This is a genomic window from Rhodopseudomonas sp. BR0M22 (genome assembly GCF_010907035.1).
Lineage (GTDB): Bacteria > Pseudomonadota > Alphaproteobacteria > Rhizobiales > Xanthobacteraceae > Rhodopseudomonas.
In genome coordinates, this window is record NZ_QUMK01000061.1 from 1 (window position 1) to 19,365 (window position 19,365).

Here is a 19,365-nt window from a genome sequence, read left to right on the forward strand (position 1 = left end):
ATTTTGAGATATACCGCCCGCATGCAGGCGATAAATCTCAACGCGCTCCTCGAGGCTGAGCTGGCCATAACACTGTCCCATCGCAACACCACTGTAGCAGGTGTTGCACTTGCATCGTGAACCCAAGAGGTAGCCAAGCGCCGAGTGTGGCCGCTCGGCGTTGTGGTTGGTGATCCGGGCGGCGATCTTGGTTCGGGCGTCGTGGAGTTCGAAGAACAGCCTCTTGTTGAGAAGCGCGTCACGCGTGCGGCCGTTGAAGCTCTCGACGAACCCGTTGTGCATGGGCTTGCCGGGCGCGATGAAATGTCAGTCGATGTTGTTGTCCCGGCACCAGGCGAGCATGGCGTCGCAGGTGAACTCGGTGCCGTTGTCGGAAACAATCATCCCCGGCTTGCCGTGCCGTTCGACGATCGCGGTCATCTGACGATCGCGGTCATCTCGCGGGCCAACCCGCCGACCGGGGATCGAGGTGTCCGGGATCGCACGGAGTCCACGATGGACACCGGAGGCGCAAGAACAGTGGCCAATATGGCGTGCGGGATAACCACACTCTTCAGTGCTGATCAGTTGCAGGAAAAGCGTTTCACCGAATGCTTGGTGACGAAACCGTAGCCGCAGGTGTCGCAGGTCCACAGGTAGCTCACCACGCTCTCGGTGAGATACGCCGATGCTTCGGCCGCGACCATCGAGTCGGCGCAGACCGGGCAGGTGGGAAGATCGCTGCCGCGTGGTGCGGGACGAGGAACGTTGGTCGACAGGACTTCAGCAATCGCCGGCATCGTGACCTCCTCATCATTCAAAAGCGTTGGACCTGATTGCTCGGTGGATCTGAATGTTCAGATACATGTTCGACCGAAGTGATCACCACCTCAGTTGCACGAACTATACACTCGGAACTCTGACGATGTCGCAACACAAATGCGTTCGTTTTGAGAAATTCGATTCTGCACTGCACGCCTTGGATGAGACAGTGTGGCGACTTCTCGATTTCGAACACAGTCGTTAGCGATTCAATTACTATTGCGGTCGGAAAGCGACCGTGATCAACCCGTCTCGAAGCCTGTCGCAGTTGAGTCTTGTGCATCGCAAAGCACCGCTTTGTCGGAGCTGCCGCGCATCTTGTTGCACCGGTCATTCCGCGAGTCGCGTCAACGCCTTAACTCTGATCAACCTGCCGAGAAAACCGCCATGTCGCAGCCGCCCCGCCGTCCCCGCACGCTGAACGATGCCCGCACCGAGGCGGAGGCCGCCTTCAAGAAGGCCACCACCAAGCCGGTGGAAGCGCCGCCGAAGCGTCAGGCGCTGCCCGGCGTGAAGGAGATGGTGTCGCTGCGGATCGATCAGGCCGTGCTGGAGCATTTCCAGGAAGGCGGCCCCGGCTGGCAGGATCGCATCAACGCGGCTCTGCGCAAAGCCGCCGGGTTCGACGATTAGGACGAGCGTCGGATCTGGGCTGCTGCGGGCGGCCGCGGCGCGCCTCGCAGATTGAGCAGATTGCCGGTCAGGATCAGCGCAGCACCGACCACCGTGTAGGCATCCAGCCGCTCGCCGTAGATCAGCCAGCCGGCGGTCGCCGACAGCGGCACCCGCAGGAAGTCCATCGGCACCACCACGGTGGCGTCCGCATTGGTCAGCGCCCGCGCCATGCAATAGTGCGAAAACGTGCCGCAGAACGCGAGGATCACGATCCAGATCCAGGCATAGGCAGAAGGCCATTGCCACAGCCACAGCGCCGGAACGAGGCCCGCGGCGCTCTGGATGATCAGCATCCAGAAGATGATCGCAAGCGTGCTCTCGGTGCGGGTCAGCGACTTCATCAGGGTGACCGAGATTCCGAATCCGACTGCGGCGCCAAGCGCGATCAACTGGCCCGGATCGACCGAAGAGGTCGCGGGTCGCACGATGACCACGACGCCGATCAGCCCGAGCACGATCGCCGTGATCTTCCAGACGTTCATGTGCTCGCCGAGGAAGGTCGCGGCCAGGATCGCGATCCAGATCGGCATCGTGAACTCGATCGACACCACCTGGGCGATCGAGATCAGCGTCAGCGCGTAGAACCAGCCGAGCTGCGCGGCGTAATGCACCAGATTGCGGCTCAGATGCGCCAGCGGCCGCGATGTCGCCATCGCAGTCAGCCCGCCGAATCTGTGGATCAGCGGGTACAGCATCGCGAACCCGATCAACGAGCGCAGCTCCATTACCTGGAACACGTTCAGCTCGCGCAGCGTCTCGCGGCCGGCGACGGCGACGATCACCATCAGCGCCAGCCAGCCGGCCATCCACAGCGCGGCTTTTAGGATCGAGGGAGAGCTGGTCATCGCGGCGGTTTGGCTCGTTGATGGCGTCGGCGTTTCCTTGAGCGCTCTATCTTCGACAACAGCAGCCTTGGCAACCACCGTGCCGTGGAGAGGCGCCTGCGGTCGCTGCGGTTGATTTCCGTCGCCGCTTGTGCGCGCAATCGTGGTCAAAGCGGCGAACAAGCCGGTGACCTAAGGGAGGATCGACGATGCGGGTGCTGCAACCGGACGGATGGGCAAAGCCACGAGGCTTCTCACACGGCGTTGCGTTCAGCGGCCCTGGCCAGTGGCTGGTGCTGGCGGGCCAGACGGGGACCAACGATCAGGGCGAATACGAATCGGACGACCTTGCAGCCCAGGTCGGCGCAGCGCTGCGGCGTGTGATCCGGCTGCTGGCCGACGCCGGTGCCGGACCGGAGCACATCGTGCGGCTGACCTGGTATCTCACCAGCCGCGCCGAGTACGAGGCCGCTGGCGCCGGCATCGGAGCGGCCTGGAAGGAGACGCTGGGCCGGCATTTCCCACCCTCGACGCTGCTTTATATCGGCGGGCTGGTCGATCCTCGGGCCAAGGTCGAGCTCGAGGTGACGGCGTTCGTGCCGGCGCGGTGAAGCTGCCTGGTCGACTTAGCTTTGCGGATGCTTGCCAGCGCGGCCGGTTTCGGCCAATGAGCCGCGAGCTGTCCTAAGGAGTTTCGTTCGATGACCCAGCGCTCGACCTCGGCCGATTTCGTCACCGCCTTCGCCACCGGCTGGCCGGAGAATCAGCCGGAGGTGATGATCCTGTCGCTGACCACGCAGAAGGGCGTGCAGGACTTTGCCCTGACCAAGGAGCAGGCGCTGCTGGTGGCCAAAACCATCAAGCGCACCGCGACCGCGCTGGCCGCGCCGAAGGCGAGGGCCTGACCGCGCGGCTGCGGGAGGGGCATTCAAGGCTCGCCGCGGCTAGCGAACCCCAAAACGAAAACCGGGCCCCTTTCGGAGCCCGGTTCGGCAATACAGCTCAGACGAGCAGTATTGATTAGCCGACGTTGACCGACGACTCGATCGCCGCGGCCTTGCCGTTCCAGTACTTCGAGAACCAGGTGGTGTGCGACAGCACAGCGAAGTGCACCAGGATCGCGATCACGGTGACGCTGCCGAGCAGGAGCGGGAGACCGACGGTCGGCTTCACCACAGTCCAGATACGAGCTTGATTCATATTCTATACTCCTTTGGGCAGCTAATTAGTGCAGCCAGGGCGAGTAAACGTAGGCGAGGAAGTGCGCGACGATCGCGATCGCACCGAAGATGCGGGTGCCGTCGATCACGTGCTTGTGGAGCTCTTCGGACTCCTCGACCGTCAGGCCGGTCAGCGTCTTGTCAGCCATTTTGAGACCTCATAATGGGGTTTCTTGCGCATCGCCGAGCCGCGGTGCGGCCCTCGATGGCGCGCATATTGACCGGCTCCCCCGCACCGAACATTGAGCAGGAACAAATTTTCGTGAGGGCCGCGTGATCCGTTGGTCGTAAGGTGCCGGGGAGGTCGTGTTTCGCAACGCCTGGCAGCGGCAACGCCGCGCTTGCCTTCTATCGAGCAACCCCGATGATTGGCTCAATCGAGGCCTATCCGGCCGCACCAGACGGTGGCTTCATGGAAGAGGTGGTCGTCGGGCGCGCCGTCTATGGCGAGCGCTGATGATCAGCGACAGGCTGTCACCGCGTCGGAAGGACTGATTCCAAGGCGCATGGTGAGCGCGGAGGGACTCGAACCCTCGACCCCATGATTAAAAGTCACGTGCTCTACCGGCTGAGCTACGCGCTCACGTGAGGCGCTGTGTAGGGGGCGGGGCCGGCGGGGTCAATACCCGCGGTGACCGCAGTTGCCCCGACCCAAGCCAAATTAGCTCAAGCCCACAGCTATTTATCCTGTCTTCCTCGTGCAACCATTCAGCTCGGCCGGCGGCCGCCGCCGTCGTTCAGGCGTCGCGCTGGAGATCGGAGCCCACCTTCTGCGGCGCCGGCATCGTGGTCGGCAGCGCCACCGGGCGCAGGCCGATCAGTTCGGCTGTCCGCACCGCCGTCGCGGTCCACCAGCCGAACTGGTTGATTCGTGAATTCTCCAGAATTGCGATCACCACCGCCGCCAGGAACGGCAGGCTCTGCAGGACCAGGACGCCTGCGAAGATGTAGATTTCCGTGATTTGGATGTTGCTGTTGGAGACCACCAGGATCGCGGCGCCGATCAGCAGCAGTACGCCGATCACGGCCTCCCAGAACGCCTGGAATTCGACCGACATCATCGTCAGGCCGCCCTTGGAGGTGCGGGCGAAGGCGAGGTGTTCGGTGATCAGGCCCTGGGCGACGGCACGGGATACCGTCCACTGCACCGACATCGCCGCAATCATGGCGCCCAGCATCTGCGGCACGCCGACCTTCACCCGCAACCGGTACAGCACCAGGAAGTGCGCCAATGTGACGATGAACGAGGCGATGATCGGCAGGGTCAGGATCTTGTCGGGAATCGCGATGTCGGCGAAGGCGACGATCGGCACCCAGATCAGGTTGAGGATCGCCACCACCACGCCGAGGCTTTCGGCGCCGAGCCAGTTCAGCCAGCCGACGCCGAACTCGCGGCGCTGATCGCGGGAGAGTCGGCTGTTGCCCGGCAGGAACCGGCGCCAGTGCTTCTTGATGATCTGGAAGCCGCCATAGGCCCAACGATGGCGCTGCTTCTTGAACGCCTCGTAGGTGTCCGGCAGCAGGCCGTAGCCGTAGCGGGTATTGGTGTAGTGGGTGAGCCAGCCATGCTCCATAATCTCGAGGCCGAGATCGGAGTCCTCACAGATCGTGTCGCTCGACCAGCCGCCGGCCATGTCCATCGCGGCGCGGCGGATCAGGCACATCGTGCCGTGCACGATGATGCCGTTGTATTCGTTGCGCTGGACCATGCCGATGTCGAAGAACCCGGCATATTCGCCGTTCATGATGTAGTGCATCAGCGAGCGGTCGCCGTCGCGATGCTCCTGCGGCGCCTGCACCAGGCCGACCCGCGGGTCGTCGAATGCGGGCACCAGGTCTTTCAGCCAGTCCGGCGTCACCACATAGTCGGCGTCGATGATACCGATGATCTCGGCGTCGACCGCCGTGCGTTCCATCGCGATCCGCAGCGCGCCGGCCTTGAAGCCTTTGACCTTCTGGGCGTTGATGAACTTGAAGCGCTCGCCGAGCTCGCGGCAGTGTTCCCGGATCGGATCGGTAAAGGCGGCGTCGGGCGTGTTGTTGATGATCACCACGACTTCGAAGTTCGGGTAGTCGAGCCGCGCCAGAGCATCGAGCGTCTGCTTCAGCATCTCCGGCGGTTCGAAATAGGCCGGGACGTGGATTGAGACCTTGGGGAAGGCCACCGGTTCGCCCTTCGCAATCGCGGCGGCGCGCTTGGCTTCCTGGGCGTCGGTCAGGGCGCGGGTGATCAGCCGCCGCGGCTTGCGGCCGAAGGCCACGGCCGAGATTTCCTCGATTCGCGCCAGGGCGATCGCGACCAGCGGCACCAGCAAAATGATGCCCAGCGTCAGCGCGAAGGCTGAACCGAACAGGAAGTAGTGGCCGTTCCAAAAGGCGAACACAGTTGCGGCCCAGGCGCCGGCGCCATGGGCGGCCGCCGACAGCAGCAGCGTCTGCATCGCGGTCGGCGCGGCGAGCTGAAGAATCGGCAGCGACAGCAGGATGCCGACGAGCAGGGCGATGCCGGCGAGTTTCCAGTAGTTCGGGTCGACCACCGGCCCGGTCCAGGCGAATTTCGGCTGCCGCGAGGCGTCGAGGAAGCCCCAATACGGACCGACGCCGCCTTCGAAGAACTTCCAGGGCTGATCGATCGCTTCAACGATGTTGTATTCCATGCCGATGGCGTCGGCGCGGCTGACGAAGTTGCGTAGCGTCACTGCCTGCTCGAACTGGCCGGGTACGGCGGCCTTGCGGTTATAGCCCGCGCTCGGCCAGCCGAATTCGGCGATCACGATGCGCTTGCCCGGGAAGGCGTCGCGCAGCTTCTGGTAGATGATCATCGCCTGATCGACGGCCTGTTTGGAGGAGAAGCCTTCCCAATAAGGCAGGATGTGCGCAGCGATGAAGTCGACCGAGGAGGCGAGCTCGGGGTGCTCGAGCCAGATGTTCCAGATTTCGCCCGACGTGACCGGCGCCTTGACCTGCGATTTCACCCGCTGGATCAGCCGGGTCAGCCGCCGCACGTTGTTCTCGGCGGTCGCCCAGCGCACCGCTTCGTCGCGCTTGTCGGCGGGCTGTGCCTCGGCGTCGCGGACCCGCTGATTTTCTTCGGCGACGAGCCGGTAGCGCTCTTCGTCGCTCAGGCCGAGATTTTCCAGCGGGATCTGGTCACCGCGATACACCGTTTCGTTGCCGACCACGACGCCGCTGACATTGGCGTTGTGTTTGGCGAGGTCGATCGCCGACTGGATTTCGCGTTCGTTGCGGGTGACGTCCTTGTCGATCCAGGCGCCGACATTGACCTTGAGGCCGAATTCGTTGGCGATCGGCGGCACCATTTCGGGACCGCCGGTCGACGAATACAGGCGGACCGCGCGCGTCAGCGGTTCCAGCTTCTTCAAGTCGGCGCGGATTCGCTCGGCGGAGGGGAAGTTGTCGACGTCCGGGTGCCCCGAGCCATCGAACGGCGCATACGACACGCTCGGCAAAATGCCGGTGAAGTCGGCGGCTTGTTGTTTCTCCCGAAGGAGGCCCCAGAGCGCAGCGTGAGCGGCAGCGACGAGAAAAAGAACGACGACGACGACGCGCATCGCAACTAAACCATCAGGGGCCAGGTTGGCAGGTGGACCAACCCGTCCCCAAGGTCCGTCCACAGCATCGGCGCATCACAGTAGCAATGCGTCCCGAGTTCAAGCAACTCGACCGCCCCCATGGCGAATTGAGGGCGTCCGACTGGCGAACCCGAGAAGATCCCGATCGTTCCCCCGTGCCGTGCGGTTATTTCGCGGGCGCGGGAGCCGGAGCAGCCGGTTGCTGGGCCGATCCCTGCGCCGGCTTTGCGGCCGGGCCGGGCTGCGTCGCGGCGGCTGCAGCGGGCTGTTGCTGAGCCGTCGGATTGATCCAGCATGCGTGCACGCGTCCACTGAGGCTGTCGGGGGATTTCGGGTCAATGGGACCCGATCGCACGACGCATCTGAACGCGGCCTGAATGTGCCCGGTCGGGCAGCCGAACCGGTCGTACATATCGAGGTGGCGGAACGCGGTGTCGAGGTCGTCTCGCCACATCAGCACCACCACGCGGCGGCCGAGCCAGACGCATTCGGGATTGCCCGCCGGGCCGTTGATGGCCTGCGCCGCCTCGGCGAACTCGTCGGTCTTCTTCTGGCTTTCCTTGAGCGCGTCGGCTGTCGACTGGGCCGGCTGATTGTTGCCGGCCGCCGGCTGCTTCTGCGTCTGATCCTGCGCGCGCAGATCGCCGCTCTGGGCTATGGCGCCGCCGACGCCGATCGTCAGGGCAAGACCGCTCACCGCCAGGCAACGCAGCATCGCGTTCTGGAACTCAAGGATAACTCGTCGCATCATGTCCCCGATCTCGTTGCCGGGCCACTGCGGCGCCGGTCCCATCCACCTGATGCCGCTTGAATTCGTCGCTGATAGGGCGTGGCCCTCGGCAGAATCCCATGACGGACATTTTGGATTTTGTCCAGCAATGCCAGCTCCTCCTCGGCAGCATGGCGACCAATTGATGCCCCATCAACATCGTGCGCCGCGGAGCCGGGAAGCGGAGGGGACACAACGCGGCCTTGGCAGATCGATCGCGAGCGGCTAATCGACGGGACCCTTTTTCAACGGACGGAATCCGAACCCTTGCGCACGCCGCTGCTGTTGATCCCGATCTCGTTGGCCATGATCTTTGGTGTGTGGTGGTGGATCGCCACGCCGATTACGCTCGAACGCGCGCCGATCGAGGCCGGGTCGAAACTGGAATGCGTGTCCTACGCGCCGTTCCGCGGCACGCAGACGCCGCTCGACCCGACCACCCATATCGACGCCGAGCAGATTGCGCAGGACATGGCGCAGCTCGCCAAGATTTCGAATTGCGTCCGGACCTATTCGATCGACAATGGCCTCGATCAGCTTCCGCCGCTCGCCGCCAAGGTCGGGCTGAAAGTGCTGCAGGGCATCTGGCTGTCCAACGATCGTTCCAAGAATCTGGCGCAGATCGCCACCGCGGTCGGTCTCGTCAAGGCCTATCCTGACGTCATCACCGGACTGGTGGTCGGTAACGAAGTGCTGCTGCGCGGCGAGATGACAACGGCGGATCTGGCCGCGACCATCCGGCTGGTGAAGGCGCAGGCCAAGGTGCCTGTCACCTACGCCGACGTGTGGGAATACTGGCTGCGTAACCGCGAGATCTACGACGCAGTCGATTTCGTGACGATTCACATTCTGCCGTATTGGGAGGACATGCCGGTCCGCGCCCGCTACGCCGCCAACCACGTCGATGCGATCCGCAAGCAGGTCGCGGTCGCGTTCCCAGGCAAGGAAATCCTGATCGGCGAAACCGGGTGGCCCAGCGCCGGCCGGATGCGGGAAGGCGCGCTGCCGTCGCGCGCCAATCAGGCGCGGGTGGTGTCGGAGATCCTGACCCTGGCCAAGCGGGAACACTTCCGGGTCAATCTGATCGAGGCTTACGACCAGCCTTGGAAGCGCAACCTCGAAGGCACTGTCGGTGGCTACTGGGGCCTGATCGACGCCGATAGCCGCGCGTTGAAGTATCCGGCCGGCGAGCCGATCAGCAATTTCCCGCAATGGAAGATCGCTGCCGGCGCCGGCATGGCTTTGAGCATCGTGGTGTTCTTGACCGCAATTCTGACGCTGCGTCGCCGTCCATGGTCGCCGCGTCTGGTGGCGTGGCTGGCGGTCGGCACCTCTGCAACGGTGGCGGGCATTCTTCTCGGCGTGGCCGTCGACAAGCTTTTGGTCGAAAGCTACGGCGTCGGGCGCTGGGCGCAGTGGAGCCTGCTGCTGGCGAGCGGCGTCGTGACACCGATCCTCGCCGCTCATGCGCTGATGTCGGGACGTTCGATTCCGACGTTCCTCGACCTATTCGGGCCGCGCGAAGATCGGACGCGATCGCTGGCGGCCTGGGCGCTCGGTCTGGCGGCGGCGGTGACGGTGCTGATCGGCGCAGAGACCGCGCTCGGATTCACCTTCGATCCGCGCTATCGGGATTTCCCGTTCGCGGCGCTGACGATGGCGGTGGTGCCGTTGTTCATGCTGATGCTGGTCAACCGTCCGCAGCAGGGCGCCCGGCCGATCGCCGAAGCGTCGTTCGCCGGGCTGATCGCGGCATGTGCGCTCTACACGGTGTTCAACGAAGGGCCAAAGAACTGGCAGTCGCTGTGGACCTGCGCGGTCTATGCGATGCTGGCGCTCACGCTGTGGCGGGCGCGGGTCGCGCAAACCCCAAAATAAGCAGGCCGATCGCAATTCCCGACAGCGCGATATTGTAGAGCACGATGCCGAAGCCGGCGCAGATCAGTCCGCCGGTCAGCAGCACGATCGACGGCCTGATAAAGTGCAGTGCCGCGATCACCAGCGCGGCGATTCCGAACACCGAGTTCTGGAACAGATACGTCATCAGCGTTCGGGATTTGCAGAGCATCGACCGCAGGCCGGCGTCGCAGGCCAGCGCAACCGTCGACAGCTCGATCGCGAGATAGCGCAAGTACAGGGCATAGCCGACGGTCGCAAAGCCGACGATCAGCAGGAATTGCACCTGATAGGGGGTGAGGCGGAACGGCTTCTTCTTCATGGCGTGATTATGCTGCGCTTCCTGGGGGCGAACAAGCTGGTGCGGCGGTCGTGACGATGACCGCTCGGGCTTTTAGCGGATGCCGAGGATCGATGACAGGGCAGATGGCTGTGGCGGCGGCGGTGTCTCTTGCGGCGGCGCCGGGGCGGGCGGCGGTTCCGACTGCAACGTGACCCGCTCGCGATGCCGGCGTGTCGGATGCTTCGGGGGCGGTTGCGGCGCGCTGGCTGGTGCGACCATTGGCAGTCGCTGACCATCGTAAACCGAGGCCTCGCAGGCCCGATCCGCACTGCCGAGTGTCGCGCAGACTTTTGCCGCTGCGGCGGCATCGCCGATCGGACCGGCCACCAGTCGCAACTGGCTCGAATTGCCGTTTTCCTTGATCATGATGATCGGCTGCAGGCCTTCGAGCGTCTTGTGGGTTTTCGACAGCTTGCGCCATAGACCGCGCAAACCCTCGACGGTGTTGGCGGAGCCAAGATCGACGCCGAACTCGGTGCGAGGGGCCGGGGTTTCCGGGACCACCTCGGGAGCAGTCGGAATCTCCGGGGTCGATGCCGCTTTTGTTTCGAGCAGCTTTGCCGCTCCGGGATCAGGCGGCGCCAGAATCGACCGGGACGGGATCAGGGGCGTGGTCGAGATCGCCGCGGTCGTAGTCTGCGCTACGGGAGGCTGCGGCGGTGCGGGTTCGAGGCGATGCTTGTCGGGCCTAGATTTTTCTTGAGAAACTTCGGCCAGGCGTTTCTCTTCCGAGGGCTTTTTCGCTTCGAGTTGAACGGGAGGCGCGACCGGAGGCGCAGCCGCAGGCGCTATTGCCGGCGAGGCTGGAGCGGGCTCGGCAGCGACGATCGATGCTGTTGGCTGCGGCGGAGCTGCAGCGGGAGGTGGTTCGATTGCACCCCATTTTCTGGCGGGGGCGACGGTGCCGTTCGGTTTGGCCTCGACCGCCGGCATGGCTGGTGCAGTCGACACGGCTGGTGCCGCCGGCTTGGCGGGGATTTCCGGTAAAGATGCGGCAGCTCCCCACCGATCCATTGGGGTGTCGGCAGCGGCGGCCGGCGGTTTGCCGTTCCCGGTCGGCTCGCGGGCAATTGAGCCGGTGACTGAATCGAGACCTTGCTCGAGAGTTCCGACCCGCGCGTAGAGCCGGTCACGGTCGGTGTTCAGCGTGTCGATGGCGGCCGTCAGCCGGCTGGTGGCCGTCTGGGTGTCCTTGGCAAGGCGCTGAATCATCTGCGACTGCTTGGCGACTTCCGTCGCCGCAGTCTGCTCCTGGCGCCTGTCGGAGGCGTTCTGGACAGCCATGATAGCGAGCACCACCGCCCCGAGTGAGGCCGCCGCCCACGAGCCGAGGCGCCATTTGTCCTGAGGGCCGAGGTCTTCCTCGTCCGCCAGGAGATGCGTCAGCCAGCCGCCGGTCTCCTCGGTCGAGAAGCTGTCTGCCAGATCGTCGGTCTTTCTGGCCATCGGATGGTCTCAAAGCCTTGGGCGTGCAACGCGAATCAGATCGCCAACAGTATCAGGGAATTGCCGTTTTCAGGTGGGCCGCGATGCTGGCGGAGGCGGGAATGGCGTTTCCACTTCGGCGCAAAACGCTCTAAGAGGGCCGCACCAGCAAATGACGGATCTTGGAATGACTGCCAGAACCAGCCTGACGATCGTGCTTGCAGCCGGTGAGGGGACGCGGATGCGATCTTCGCTGCCGAAGGTGCTGAACCCAGTTGCAGGTCGCTCGCTGCTCGCCCATGTGCTGAGCGCGGCACCGCACGGGGATCATGATCGGCTGGCGGTGGTGATCGGTCCCGATCATCAGGCGGTCGGCGACGAGGCCAAACGGGTTCGTGCGGACGCGGCGATTTATATTCAGGCACAGCGGCTCGGCACCGCACATGCGGTGCTCGCGGCGCGTGAGGCGATTGCCCAAGGTGCCGACGATCTGCTGATTGCGTTCGGCGATACGCCGCTGATCTCGGCCGAGACCTTCGCACGCTTGCGCGCGCCGCTACGCAACGGCTCGTCACTGGTGGTACTCGGTTTCCGCGCGGCCGATCCGACCGGCTATGGCCGGCTGGTCGTCGAGGACGGCAGGCTCACGGCGATCCGCGAGCAGGCGGATGCCAGTGCGGACGAACTGAAGATCACGCTGTGCAACGCCGGTGTAATGGCGATCGACGGCAAGATCGCGCTCGACGTGCTCGACAAGATCGGGAACGCCAATGCCAAGGGCGAATACTATCTGACCGATGCGGTCGGGATCGTTCGCGATCTCGGCCTGACCGCCAGCGTGATCGAGACCAGCGAGGACGAGGTCCGCGGCATCAACACCAAGGCGCAACTCGCTGAGGCAGAGACCGTGATGCAGACTCGGCTGCGCCAGGCCGCAATGGCGTCGGGCGTCACGCTGATCGCGCCGGACACCGTTTACCTCGCTGCCGATACGACGTTCGGCAAGGACGTGGTCATCGAACCGTTCGTGGTGATCGGCCCCGGCGTCTCGATCGCCGACGGTGCGGTGATCCACTCGTTCTCGCATCTTTCCGAAGCCAAGATTGGCAGCAAGGCGCAGGTCGGTCCCTATGCGCGGTTGCGGCCGGGAACGTCGCTCGGCGAGGGCGCCAAGATCGGCAATTTCGTCGAGACCAAAGCGGCGCAGATCGACGCCGGCGCCAAGGTCAATCATCTGACCTATATCGGCGATGCCCATATCGGCGCTTCCGCCAATATCGGCGCCGGCACCATCACCTGCAATTACGACGGCTTCGACAAGCACAAGACCGAGATCGGGGCGGGCGCATTCATCGGCTCGAATTCGTCGCTGGTCGCGCCGGTCAAGATCGGCACCGGCGCCTATGTCGGCTCCGGCTCAGTGATCACCAAGGACGTGCCGGACGACGCGCTGGCGGTCGAACGCAATGTGCAGACCGCCAAGGACGGCTGGGCCAAGCGCTTCCGGGACGCCAAGGCGCGCCATCGCAAGCCGAAGGGGCATTGACGCCACCGGTTTGGTTTAACCTTGTGTCAAATCGCAATAATTGTTGACTACCAAGGCTTTCGCAGAAGCCGCTAGAAGTCGGGAGCGCCGACGGGGCGCCCGGCGAACTGGGGATCATTCAACCGCATGTGCGGCATCATCGGAATTCTGGGACGTGGACCGGTTGCCGAGCAACTGGTCGATTCGCTGAAGCGGCTCGAGTACCGCGGATATGACTCGGCCGGCGTCGCAACGCTCGAAGGCGGTGAGCTCGTGCGCCGCCGGGCCGAAGGCAAGTTGAAGAATCTCGAGGCGGTGCTGAAGCGGCAGCCGCTCTCTGGCCACGTTGGGATCGGCCACACCCGCTGGGCAACTCACGGCAAGCCGAACGAAGCCAACGCGCATCCGCACGCGGCGTCCGGCGTCGCGGTCGTGCACAACGGCATCATCGAGAATTTCCGCGAGCTGCGTGACGAGCTCGAGGGTGGCGGAGCGACCTTCGCCAGCGAGACCGACACCGAAGTCGTCGCGCATCTGGTCAATTCGTTTCTGGCCAAGGGATTGTCGCCGCAGGACGCGGTGAAGGCGGCGCTGCCGCGGCTGCGCGGAGCGTTCGCGTTGGCCTTCGTGTTCAAGGGCTACGACGATCTGATGATCGGTGCGCGCAAAGGCTCGCCGTTGGCGATCGGCTACGGCGATGGCGAGATGTATCTCGGCTCGGATGCCATCGCGCTGGCGCCGCTCACCGACGACATCAGCTATCTCGACGATGGCGACTGGGTGGTGCTGACCCACACCAGCGCCGAAGTCCGCGATACCAAGGGGGACGTCGTCAAGCGCGAGGTGATGAAGTCGGGCGCGTCGTCGTTCGTGGTCGACAAGGCGAACTATCGCCACTTCATGGCCAAGGAGATCCACGAGCAGCCGGAAGTCGTCGGCCACACCCTGGCACGCTATCTCGATATGGCGAGCGAGCGGATCGCGTTGCCGATGAAGCTGCCGTTCGACTTCAAGGACGTCCAGCAGCTCTCGATCACGGCCTGCGGGACCGCGAACTACGCCGGTTACGTCGCCAAATATTGGTTCGAGCGTTTCGCGCGGTTGCCGGTCGAGATCGATATCGCGTCGGAATTCCGCTATCGCGAGGCGCCGCTGCGCAAGGGCGATCTGGCGATCTTCATTTCGCAGTCGGGCGAGACCGCCGACACGCTGGCGGCGCTCCGCTACGCCAAGGAGCAGGGGCTGCACACGCTGTCGGTGGTCAACGTTCCGACCTCGACCATCGCTCGCGAAAGCGAGGTGGTGATGCCGACCCTGGCCGGCCCCGAGATCGGCGTGGCATCCACCAAGGCGTTCACCTGTCAGCTCACGGCGCTGGCGGCGCTGGCGATCGCGGCCGGGCGGGCGCGCGGCACCTTGACCGATGACGACGAAGCCAAGCTGTTGCACGGCCTGATCGAGCTGCCGCGGCTGATGGCGGCGGCGCTGACGCACGAGCCGCAGATCGAGCGGCTGGCGCGCGACATTTCCAAAGCTCAGGACGTGCTCTATCTCGGCCGTGGCACGTCGTATCCGCTGGCCCTGGAAGGCGCGCTGAAACTGAAGGAAATCTCCTACATTCACGCAGAGGGTTATGCCGCCGGCGAACTCAAGCACGGCCCAATCGCACTGATCGACGAGAAGATGCCGGTGGTGGTGATCGCGCCTTACGACAGGGTGTTCGAGAAGACCGTCTCCAACATGCAGGAAGTGGCCGCGCGCGGCGGCCGGATCATCCTGATGACCGATGCCAAGGGCGCCGAAGAGGCCACCGTCGACTCAATGGTGACGATCGTGATGCCGGACATGGCGTCGGCTTTCACCCCGATGGTCTATGCCATCCCGGTGCAACTGCTCGCCTATCACACGGCCGTCGTGATGGGCACCGACGTCGACCAGCCGCGCAATCTGGCGAAGTCGGTGACGGTGGAATAGGGCGTTCGCGCCTCCAGCGGGCCCTCGGCGCGAAGCGGTCGCAGAGATCTGCCGCGGCATCCGGCAAGTTGTCGCGGCCGGCCGGCTGTCCACACCGGCCGGTTGTTGCTGGCTGCAGGAGCCCTTATATCTGGCGGCGTTGGCAGAACGCCGAAGTGCCGCGATCGAGCCTGGCCGGGTCGGATCGATCGCTTATCCCCAGGGCGGTCTGCTACACTGAACCTCGCGTCGGGGCTTCGGCCGCGACATCCGTAGCACCGACCTGGACTGCCGATGACCGACCAGCTTCCGACCCCGACCGGCGATGTTCCGCCGGACCCGCCGCGCGGCGTGATGGGGCGTCTCCGCAATTACTTCCTGACAGGCCTGATCGTCGCCGGCCCGGTCGCAATCACCTTTTATCTGACCTGGTGGTTCGTGAACTGGGTGGACGGTTTCGTTCGCCCGTTGGTGCCACCGGATTACCGTCCTGAAACCTATCTGCCGTTCGCGGTGCCCGGCTCCGGTCTGGTCGTCGCGTTCGTCGCCTTGACGTTGCTCGGCTTCCTCACCGCCAACCTGATCGGTCGCAGCCTGGTCGATCTCGGCGAACGGCTGCTCGGCCGGATGCCGGTGGTGCGGGCGATCTATCGCGGCCTCAAGCAGGTGTTCGAGACGCTGTTCTCGGGCAATGGCAACAGCCTGCGCAAGGTCGGGCTGGTCGAATTTCCGTCGCCGGGCATGTGGTCGATCGTGCTGATCTCGCTGCCGCCGAACCAGGAGGTCGCGACCAAGATCCCGAGCCAGGACGAGCACATCTCGGTGTTCCTGCCGTGCGCGCCGAACCCGACCACGGGCTTCTTCTTCTATGTCCCGCGGAGCAAGGTCATCCCGGTCGACATGAGCGCCGAGGAGGCCGCGACGCTGATCATGTCGGCCGGCGTGGTGCAGCCGGGTTCCGATCCGCAGAAGAAGATCGCGGCGCTGGCGGCGACTGCGCTCGCGGCCAAGAAGGTCCGCGAACCCGGCGAGCCCGAATCGGCGTTCTCGCGCCGTCGCGTCACCAAGGCTCCCGACAAGGTCGACTGATCCGTCGATCTGCCGGGGGCGTCACTCGGCCGGAACGCTGGCCGACATCGGCACGCCGCGCGTTCTGGTCGATGAGCGCTTCTTCCTGCCCGACCGACTCTCCTCCATCTGCGCCGCTGTGGCGCGGAGCTGTTCCCGCAGCCACTGATTGGTCGTGTCGCTTTCGGCTGTCGCGTGCCAATAGAGATAATTGACGTGAGGCGTGATCGGGAACGGGCAGGGCAGGCACTGCAGCAAATCCGGATCACCCAGCACGGAATCGACGCTCTCGGCCGCCGTGAGCAGCATGTTGCTGCGGCTGACGACGTGGCAGGCGGTGGCAAAATTCTGGCAGGTCAGCCGAACGGTGCGCTTGAGACCGAGCCGCTGAAACTGGAAGTCCTCGAACGAGAGGCCACTGCGGCGCGAGGTGACGCAGACATGCTCCAGCCGCAGGTAGGTCTTCGCATCGAGCCGCTTGCGCAAATCGGGATGATCGCGCCTGGCAAAGACCGCGATGTCTTCACTGAGGACTTGCACACGCCGCACTTCCGCTGAAATCGGCAACAGCGTGTCGATCGCGACATCGAGCGTGCCGGCCGCAAGCTCCCGCTCCAAATTGGCGCGCTCACTACGCACCGTAGCTATCTCAACCAGCGGCGCTACCGTGCTGATCCGGTTGATCAGTGCGCTGACGAGCGGCGCTTCGAGATTGTTGCGTAGCCCGATCACGAAGCGCTTGGGCGTCCGCGCCGGATCAAACCTGCTCGCATGCGTCAGCGTCGTCTCGAGCCCGTTGAGAGCTTGGCGCACCGTCGTGATGATCTGACGCGCCAGAGGCGTCGGCGTCATCTCGTGGTTGCTGCGCACGAACAATGGATCGTCGAACATCGCACGCAGGCGCCCCAATGCGTGACTGACTGCCGGCTGGGTCAAGTTCAGGCGAAAACACGCACGACCTACACCGCCCTCGGTGTAGATCGCGTCGAACACAACGAACAAGTTCAGATCGACGTTTCGTATATGCATGAAATAGATCGATCCATATCCGCCGAATGCATTTGACGAATACTAGCGGGCACTCTTAGATTTGCAAAAAAATAAAACTGGAAGGAAACGATGAGCGTGCAATCACCCTCGCGCGGTGTTGCTGCAACTGCAGCATCGTCGCGATTTGGCGCGGCGCTGGGGAAGCCGAGCCAGGAGCAGATCGTGCTCCTCATCACGATTTCACTTCTGGTGGTGTTCGGTCTGACCCTCAACGGATTTGCGTCCGTTTCCAATCTTCTGAATTTGCTGCGCAGCATTTCGATCCTCGGCGTGCTGGGCCTCGGCATGGGACTGATCGTGATCAGCCGCGGTATCGACCTGTCCGAAGTCGCCATCATGGCCGGCTCATGGGCGATCGCGCTGATCTACATGCAGAACGGCATGTCGGTGGGCGCCGGTGTGCTGCTGGCGCTCGGCATTGCGGTGCTGATCGGCATCGTCAACGGCGTGATGGTCGCGTTCGTCGAGGCGCCGGCGCTGTTCGTGACGCTGGCCGCGGGCTTCGTGATCTACGGGCTGGCGTTCTGGATTGCCCCGGCGTGGGTGGTCTATGCGCCGAAGGATCTGCCGAGCTTGATGTATTTCGGCGCCGGGCGGCTGTTCGGCATTCCTGTTCCGATTTTGGTGTTCGCAGTCGCAGCGATCGCAATGCACTTCTTCCTGTCGCGAACGTCGATCGGACGCTTCATCTATGCGCAAGGCGACAATCCCGAGGCGGCACGGTTGACCGGCATTCCGCTGCGGCCGCTGATCGTTCTGGAGCACGTGCTCGTCGCCTTGCTCGCCTGGATTGCGGGATTGGTCTGGATAGGCACCACCGGCAGCATGCAGATGGCGATCACCCAGGGCACGATGATTTTCGACGTCGTTCTGGTCGTGGTGATCGGCGGCATCAGCCTGGTCGGCGGCCGCGGCAGCGTGTTCAGCGTCGTGGTCGGCTGCGTGCTGATCGGCACGCTGCTCAACGCGTTCACCATCATGGACGTCAACAGCGAAGTTCAGAACATCATCAAGGGCGTCGTGCTTCTGGTGTCGATCGTGCTCGACAACTGGCTGCATCCCCGAGACGAGGAGACCGCGCGCCAGGGCGACTGACCGACGAGGCGGCGCCGCCGACGATCGAGAGACGTTTCAATCAAATCAAAATAATAACATCTGGAGGAGACGATGAAGACAACCAAGGTCTGGACGATCCTGGTCGCCGGGGCCGTGTTGGCGGCGCTACCGTTTGCGGCGTCGGCGCAAGACGAAGGCACCAAGGCCGGCCGCGAGCTGCGCGCAGCCTACGACAAGGCGCTGCAGGGCAAGACGATCGCCTATCTGCCGATCGCGCTGGGCGTGCCTCTCGCGGACGAATGGGGCCGCGTGGTGCAGGAAGAGGCGGAGTGGCGCGGCATGAAATACATCGTCCGCGATCCCAACAACAATCCCTCCGCGATGCAGCAGGCGCTGACCGCCCTGGTCGATCAGAAGCCCGACGTGCTGATCGTGCAGAACCCGAGCGTGACGCTGCTGATGAAGGACCTGAAGCGTGCCGAGGCTCAGGGCACTCATGTGATCCAGGTCAACATGTCGTCGAACTACAAGTCGGGCGCCTTCGTCGGCGTCGACTGGCGGGAGATCGGCCGAATGCTGGCGACAGAAGTCGTCAAGGCATGCGGCACAGGCTCGGGCAAGTCCGGCAAGGTTCAGATCGTGCAGGGCGAGTTGGCGGCCGCAGCCAGCGTCGACCAAGTCGGTGCCATCATGGAGGTCCTGAACAAAGACCCCAACATCAAGGTGGTGTCCAACCAGGCGGCGAATTGGGATGCAAACACTGCGCTGAACATCACCGCCACGGTAATTCAGCAGCACCCCGATCTCTGCGCCTCGATTGGTTTCTGGGGCATCATGGAGTCGGGCGCCGCCCAGGCGATCCGCAACGCCGGCAAGATCGACGATGTGAAAGTCTTCGCTTCGGGGGAGGGCTCGCAGCTCGATTGCGATCAGGTGTCGTCCGGGAATTTCAGCAAGTTCCTCAGCTACAAGGCGACGGAGCAAGGTCACGATCTGATGTTCGCGGCGGAAACGCTGTTGATGCTCAGCGACAAGCCGGGCAGCCAAAAGCTCGCCTACTACACGCGGCCGGTCTGGATCGACAAGACCAACGCCTCGGTCGCCGGAACCTGCTTTGCGCTGCCCAAGAAGAACTAGCCAGACGCGATGGCCGGTGCGGGGGCTGCC

Annotated in this window: 18 protein-coding genes, 1 tRNA gene and 1 pseudogene; 9 read left to right on the forward strand and 11 right to left on the reverse strand. The window is 64.0% G+C overall.

Going from position 1 to position 19,365, the window contains the following annotated elements:
* Positions 1-129: 129 nt before the first annotated feature.
* Together DY468_RS24820 and DY468_RS18500 are read right to left on the reverse strand one after the other, a co-directional pair.
* Positions 130-489 (reverse strand): annotated as a pseudogene (locus tag DY468_RS24820) (integrase core domain-containing protein); the annotation flags it as partial.
* A gap of 74 nt (positions 490-563) precedes the next feature.
* A complete protein-coding gene (locus DY468_RS18500; protein WP_013502561.1) occupies positions 564-779 on the reverse strand; it encodes a hypothetical protein in 216 nt (71 codons plus the stop codon).
* Between the two features lie 409 nt (positions 780-1,188).
* Here DY468_RS18500 and DY468_RS18505 point away from each other — a divergent pair, with 409 nt between their 5' ends.
* Entirely contained in the window at positions 1,189-1,434 is a 246-nt protein-coding gene (locus tag DY468_RS18505; protein WP_164606255.1) for a BrnA antitoxin family protein, read from the forward strand.
* Here DY468_RS18505 and DY468_RS18510 read toward each other — a convergent pair.
* Positions 1,431-2,321 (reverse strand): DMT family transporter, encoded by an 891-nt coding sequence (locus tag DY468_RS18510; RefSeq protein ID WP_164606256.1) that lies wholly within the window; start codon positions 2,319-2,321, stop codon positions 1,431-1,433. The two genes, DY468_RS18505 and DY468_RS18510, sit on opposite strands and share 4 nt — an antisense overlap.
* Before the next feature lie 188 nt (positions 2,322-2,509).
* Between DY468_RS18510 and DY468_RS18515 the strand changes: the two genes are divergently transcribed.
* On the forward strand, positions 2,510-2,911 hold the full coding sequence (locus DY468_RS18515) for a RidA family protein (protein WP_164606257.1): 402 nt from the start codon (positions 2,510-2,512) through the stop codon (positions 2,909-2,911).
* 90 nt (positions 2,912-3,001) lie between these two features.
* On the forward strand, positions 3,002-3,205 hold the full coding sequence (locus DY468_RS18520; protein ID WP_110784352.1) for a hypothetical protein: 204 nt from the start codon (positions 3,002-3,004) through the stop codon (positions 3,203-3,205).
* 115 nt (positions 3,206-3,320) lie between these two features.
* Here DY468_RS18520 and DY468_RS18525 read toward each other — a convergent pair whose 3' ends face one another.
* The 5 genes from DY468_RS18525 to DY468_RS18545 all read right to left on the reverse strand — a co-directional run bounded on the left by DY468_RS18525 (position 3,321) and on the right by DY468_RS18545 (position 7,861).
* Positions 3,321-3,500 carry a light-harvesting protein gene (locus DY468_RS18525; RefSeq protein WP_011158203.1) on the reverse strand — a complete coding sequence of 60 codons (180 nt, stop codon included), beginning with the start codon at positions 3,498-3,500 and terminating at the stop codon, positions 3,321-3,323.
* 25 nt (positions 3,501-3,525) lie between these two features.
* Positions 3,526-3,669, reverse strand: coding sequence for a light-harvesting antenna LH1, beta subunit (pufB, locus tag DY468_RS18530; RefSeq protein ID WP_011158204.1), 144 nt, complete (start codon positions 3,667-3,669; stop codon positions 3,526-3,528).
* 358 nt (positions 3,670-4,027) lie between these two features.
* A tRNA-Lys gene (locus tag DY468_RS18535) sits at positions 4,028-4,103 on the reverse strand.
* Between the two features lie 154 nt (positions 4,104-4,257).
* A complete protein-coding gene (locus DY468_RS18540) occupies positions 4,258-7,092 on the reverse strand; it encodes a glycosyltransferase (protein WP_164606258.1) in 2,835 nt (944 codons plus the stop codon).
* A 187-nt stretch (positions 7,093-7,279) separates the two neighbouring features.
* Complete coding sequence (locus tag DY468_RS18545) at positions 7,280-7,861, reverse strand: beta-1-3, beta-1-6-glucan biosynthesis protein (RefSeq protein ID WP_164606274.1); 582 nt, start codon at positions 7,859-7,861, stop codon at positions 7,280-7,282.
* Positions 7,862-8,188: 327 nt separating this feature from the next.
* Between DY468_RS18545 and DY468_RS18550 the strand changes: the two genes are divergently transcribed.
* Positions 8,189-9,760 carry a glycoside hydrolase family 17 protein gene (locus DY468_RS18550; RefSeq protein ID WP_246701033.1) on the forward strand — a complete coding sequence of 524 codons (1,572 nt, stop codon included), beginning with the start codon at positions 8,189-8,191 and terminating at the stop codon, positions 9,758-9,760.
* On the opposite strand, the gene DY468_RS18555 is transcribed toward DY468_RS18550, so the two are convergent.
* Positions 9,720-10,100, reverse strand: coding sequence for a hypothetical protein (locus DY468_RS18555; protein WP_164606260.1), 381 nt, complete (start codon positions 10,098-10,100; stop codon positions 9,720-9,722). The two genes, DY468_RS18550 and DY468_RS18555, sit on opposite strands and share 41 nt — an antisense overlap.
* 72 nt (positions 10,101-10,172) lie before the next feature.
* A complete protein-coding gene (locus DY468_RS18560; protein ID WP_164606261.1) occupies positions 10,173-11,567 on the reverse strand; it encodes an SPOR domain-containing protein in 1,395 nt (464 codons plus the stop codon).
* Positions 11,568-11,733: 166 nt separating this feature from the next.
* Here DY468_RS18560 and glmU point away from each other — a divergent pair, with 166 nt between their 5' ends.
* The 3 genes from glmU (at position 11,734) to DY468_RS18575 (ending at position 16,113) form a co-directional block, all read left to right on the forward strand.
* Positions 11,734-13,092: a bifunctional UDP-N-acetylglucosamine diphosphorylase/glucosamine-1-phosphate N-acetyltransferase GlmU gene (gene glmU, locus DY468_RS18565; RefSeq protein ID WP_164606262.1), complete on the forward strand. Its 1,359-nt coding sequence runs from the start codon at positions 11,734-11,736 to the stop codon at positions 13,090-13,092.
* A 126-nt stretch (positions 13,093-13,218) separates the two neighbouring features.
* Entirely contained in the window at positions 13,219-15,045 is a 1,827-nt protein-coding gene (gene glmS / locus DY468_RS18570; protein WP_164606263.1) for a glutamine--fructose-6-phosphate transaminase (isomerizing), read from the forward strand.
* Positions 15,046-15,318: 273 nt separating this feature from the next.
* On the forward strand, positions 15,319-16,113 hold the full coding sequence (locus DY468_RS18575; protein ID WP_164606264.1) for a DUF502 domain-containing protein: 795 nt from the start codon (positions 15,319-15,321) through the stop codon (positions 16,111-16,113).
* A gap of 21 nt (positions 16,114-16,134) precedes the next feature.
* Here the strand turns inward: DY468_RS18575 and DY468_RS18580 are convergent, their stop codons facing one another.
* On the reverse strand, positions 16,135-17,094 hold the full coding sequence (locus DY468_RS18580; protein ID WP_246701032.1) for a LysR family transcriptional regulator: 960 nt from the start codon (positions 17,092-17,094) through the stop codon (positions 16,135-16,137).
* Positions 17,095-17,304: 210 nt separating this feature from the next.
* Here DY468_RS18580 and DY468_RS18585 point away from each other — a divergent pair, with 210 nt between their 5' ends.
* On the forward strand, positions 17,305-18,237 hold the full coding sequence (locus DY468_RS18585) for an ABC transporter permease (RefSeq protein WP_230763969.1): 933 nt from the start codon (positions 17,305-17,307) through the stop codon (positions 18,235-18,237).
* 72 nt (positions 18,238-18,309) lie between these two features.
* A complete protein-coding gene (locus DY468_RS18590; RefSeq protein ID WP_164606266.1) occupies positions 18,310-19,335 on the forward strand; it encodes a sugar ABC transporter substrate-binding protein in 1,026 nt (341 codons plus the stop codon).
* Positions 19,336-19,365 lie beyond the last annotated feature (30 nt).

Bases quoted from the DNA above. Each gene is read 5' to 3' on its own strand.
- DY468_RS18500 (WP_013502561.1), bottom strand. From the start codon at position 779: ATGCCGGCGATTGCTGAAGTCCTGTCGACCAACGTTCCTCGTCCCGCA.
- DY468_RS18505 (WP_164606255.1), top strand. From the start codon at position 1,189: ATGTCGCAGCCGCCCCGCCGTCCCCGCACGCTGAACGATGCCCGCACC.
- DY468_RS18510 (WP_164606256.1), bottom strand. From the start codon at position 2,321: ATGACCAGCTCTCCCTCGATCCTAAAAGCCGCGCTGTGGATGGCCGGC.
- DY468_RS18515 (WP_164606257.1), top strand. From the start codon at position 2,510: ATGCGGGTGCTGCAACCGGACGGATGGGCAAAGCCACGAGGCTTCTCA.
- DY468_RS18520 (WP_110784352.1), top strand. From the start codon at position 3,002: ATGACCCAGCGCTCGACCTCGGCCGATTTCGTCACCGCCTTCGCCACC.
- DY468_RS18525 (WP_011158203.1), bottom strand. From the start codon at position 3,500: ATGAATCAAGCTCGTATCTGGACTGTGGTGAAGCCGACCGTCGGTCTC.
- pufB (WP_011158204.1), bottom strand. From the start codon at position 3,669: ATGGCTGACAAGACGCTGACCGGCCTGACGGTCGAGGAGTCCGAAGAG.
- DY468_RS18540 (WP_164606258.1), bottom strand. From the start codon at position 7,092: ATGCGCGTCGTCGTCGTCGTTCTTTTTCTCGTCGCTGCCGCTCACGCT.
- DY468_RS18545 (WP_164606274.1), bottom strand. From the start codon at position 7,861: ATGCGACGAGTTATCCTTGAGTTCCAGAACGCGATGCTGCGTTGCCTG.
- DY468_RS18550 (WP_246701033.1), top strand. From the start codon at position 8,189: ATGATCTTTGGTGTGTGGTGGTGGATCGCCACGCCGATTACGCTCGAA.
- DY468_RS18555 (WP_164606260.1), bottom strand. From the start codon at position 10,100: ATGAAGAAGAAGCCGTTCCGCCTCACCCCCTATCAGGTGCAATTCCTG.
- DY468_RS18560 (WP_164606261.1), bottom strand. From the start codon at position 11,567: ATGGCCAGAAAGACCGACGATCTGGCAGACAGCTTCTCGACCGAGGAG.
- glmU (WP_164606262.1), top strand. From the start codon at position 11,734: ATGACTGCCAGAACCAGCCTGACGATCGTGCTTGCAGCCGGTGAGGGG.
- glmS (WP_164606263.1), top strand. From the start codon at position 13,219: ATGTGCGGCATCATCGGAATTCTGGGACGTGGACCGGTTGCCGAGCAA.
- DY468_RS18575 (WP_164606264.1), top strand. From the start codon at position 15,319: ATGACCGACCAGCTTCCGACCCCGACCGGCGATGTTCCGCCGGACCCG.
- DY468_RS18590 (WP_164606266.1), top strand. From the start codon at position 18,310: ATGAAGACAACCAAGGTCTGGACGATCCTGGTCGCCGGGGCCGTGTTG.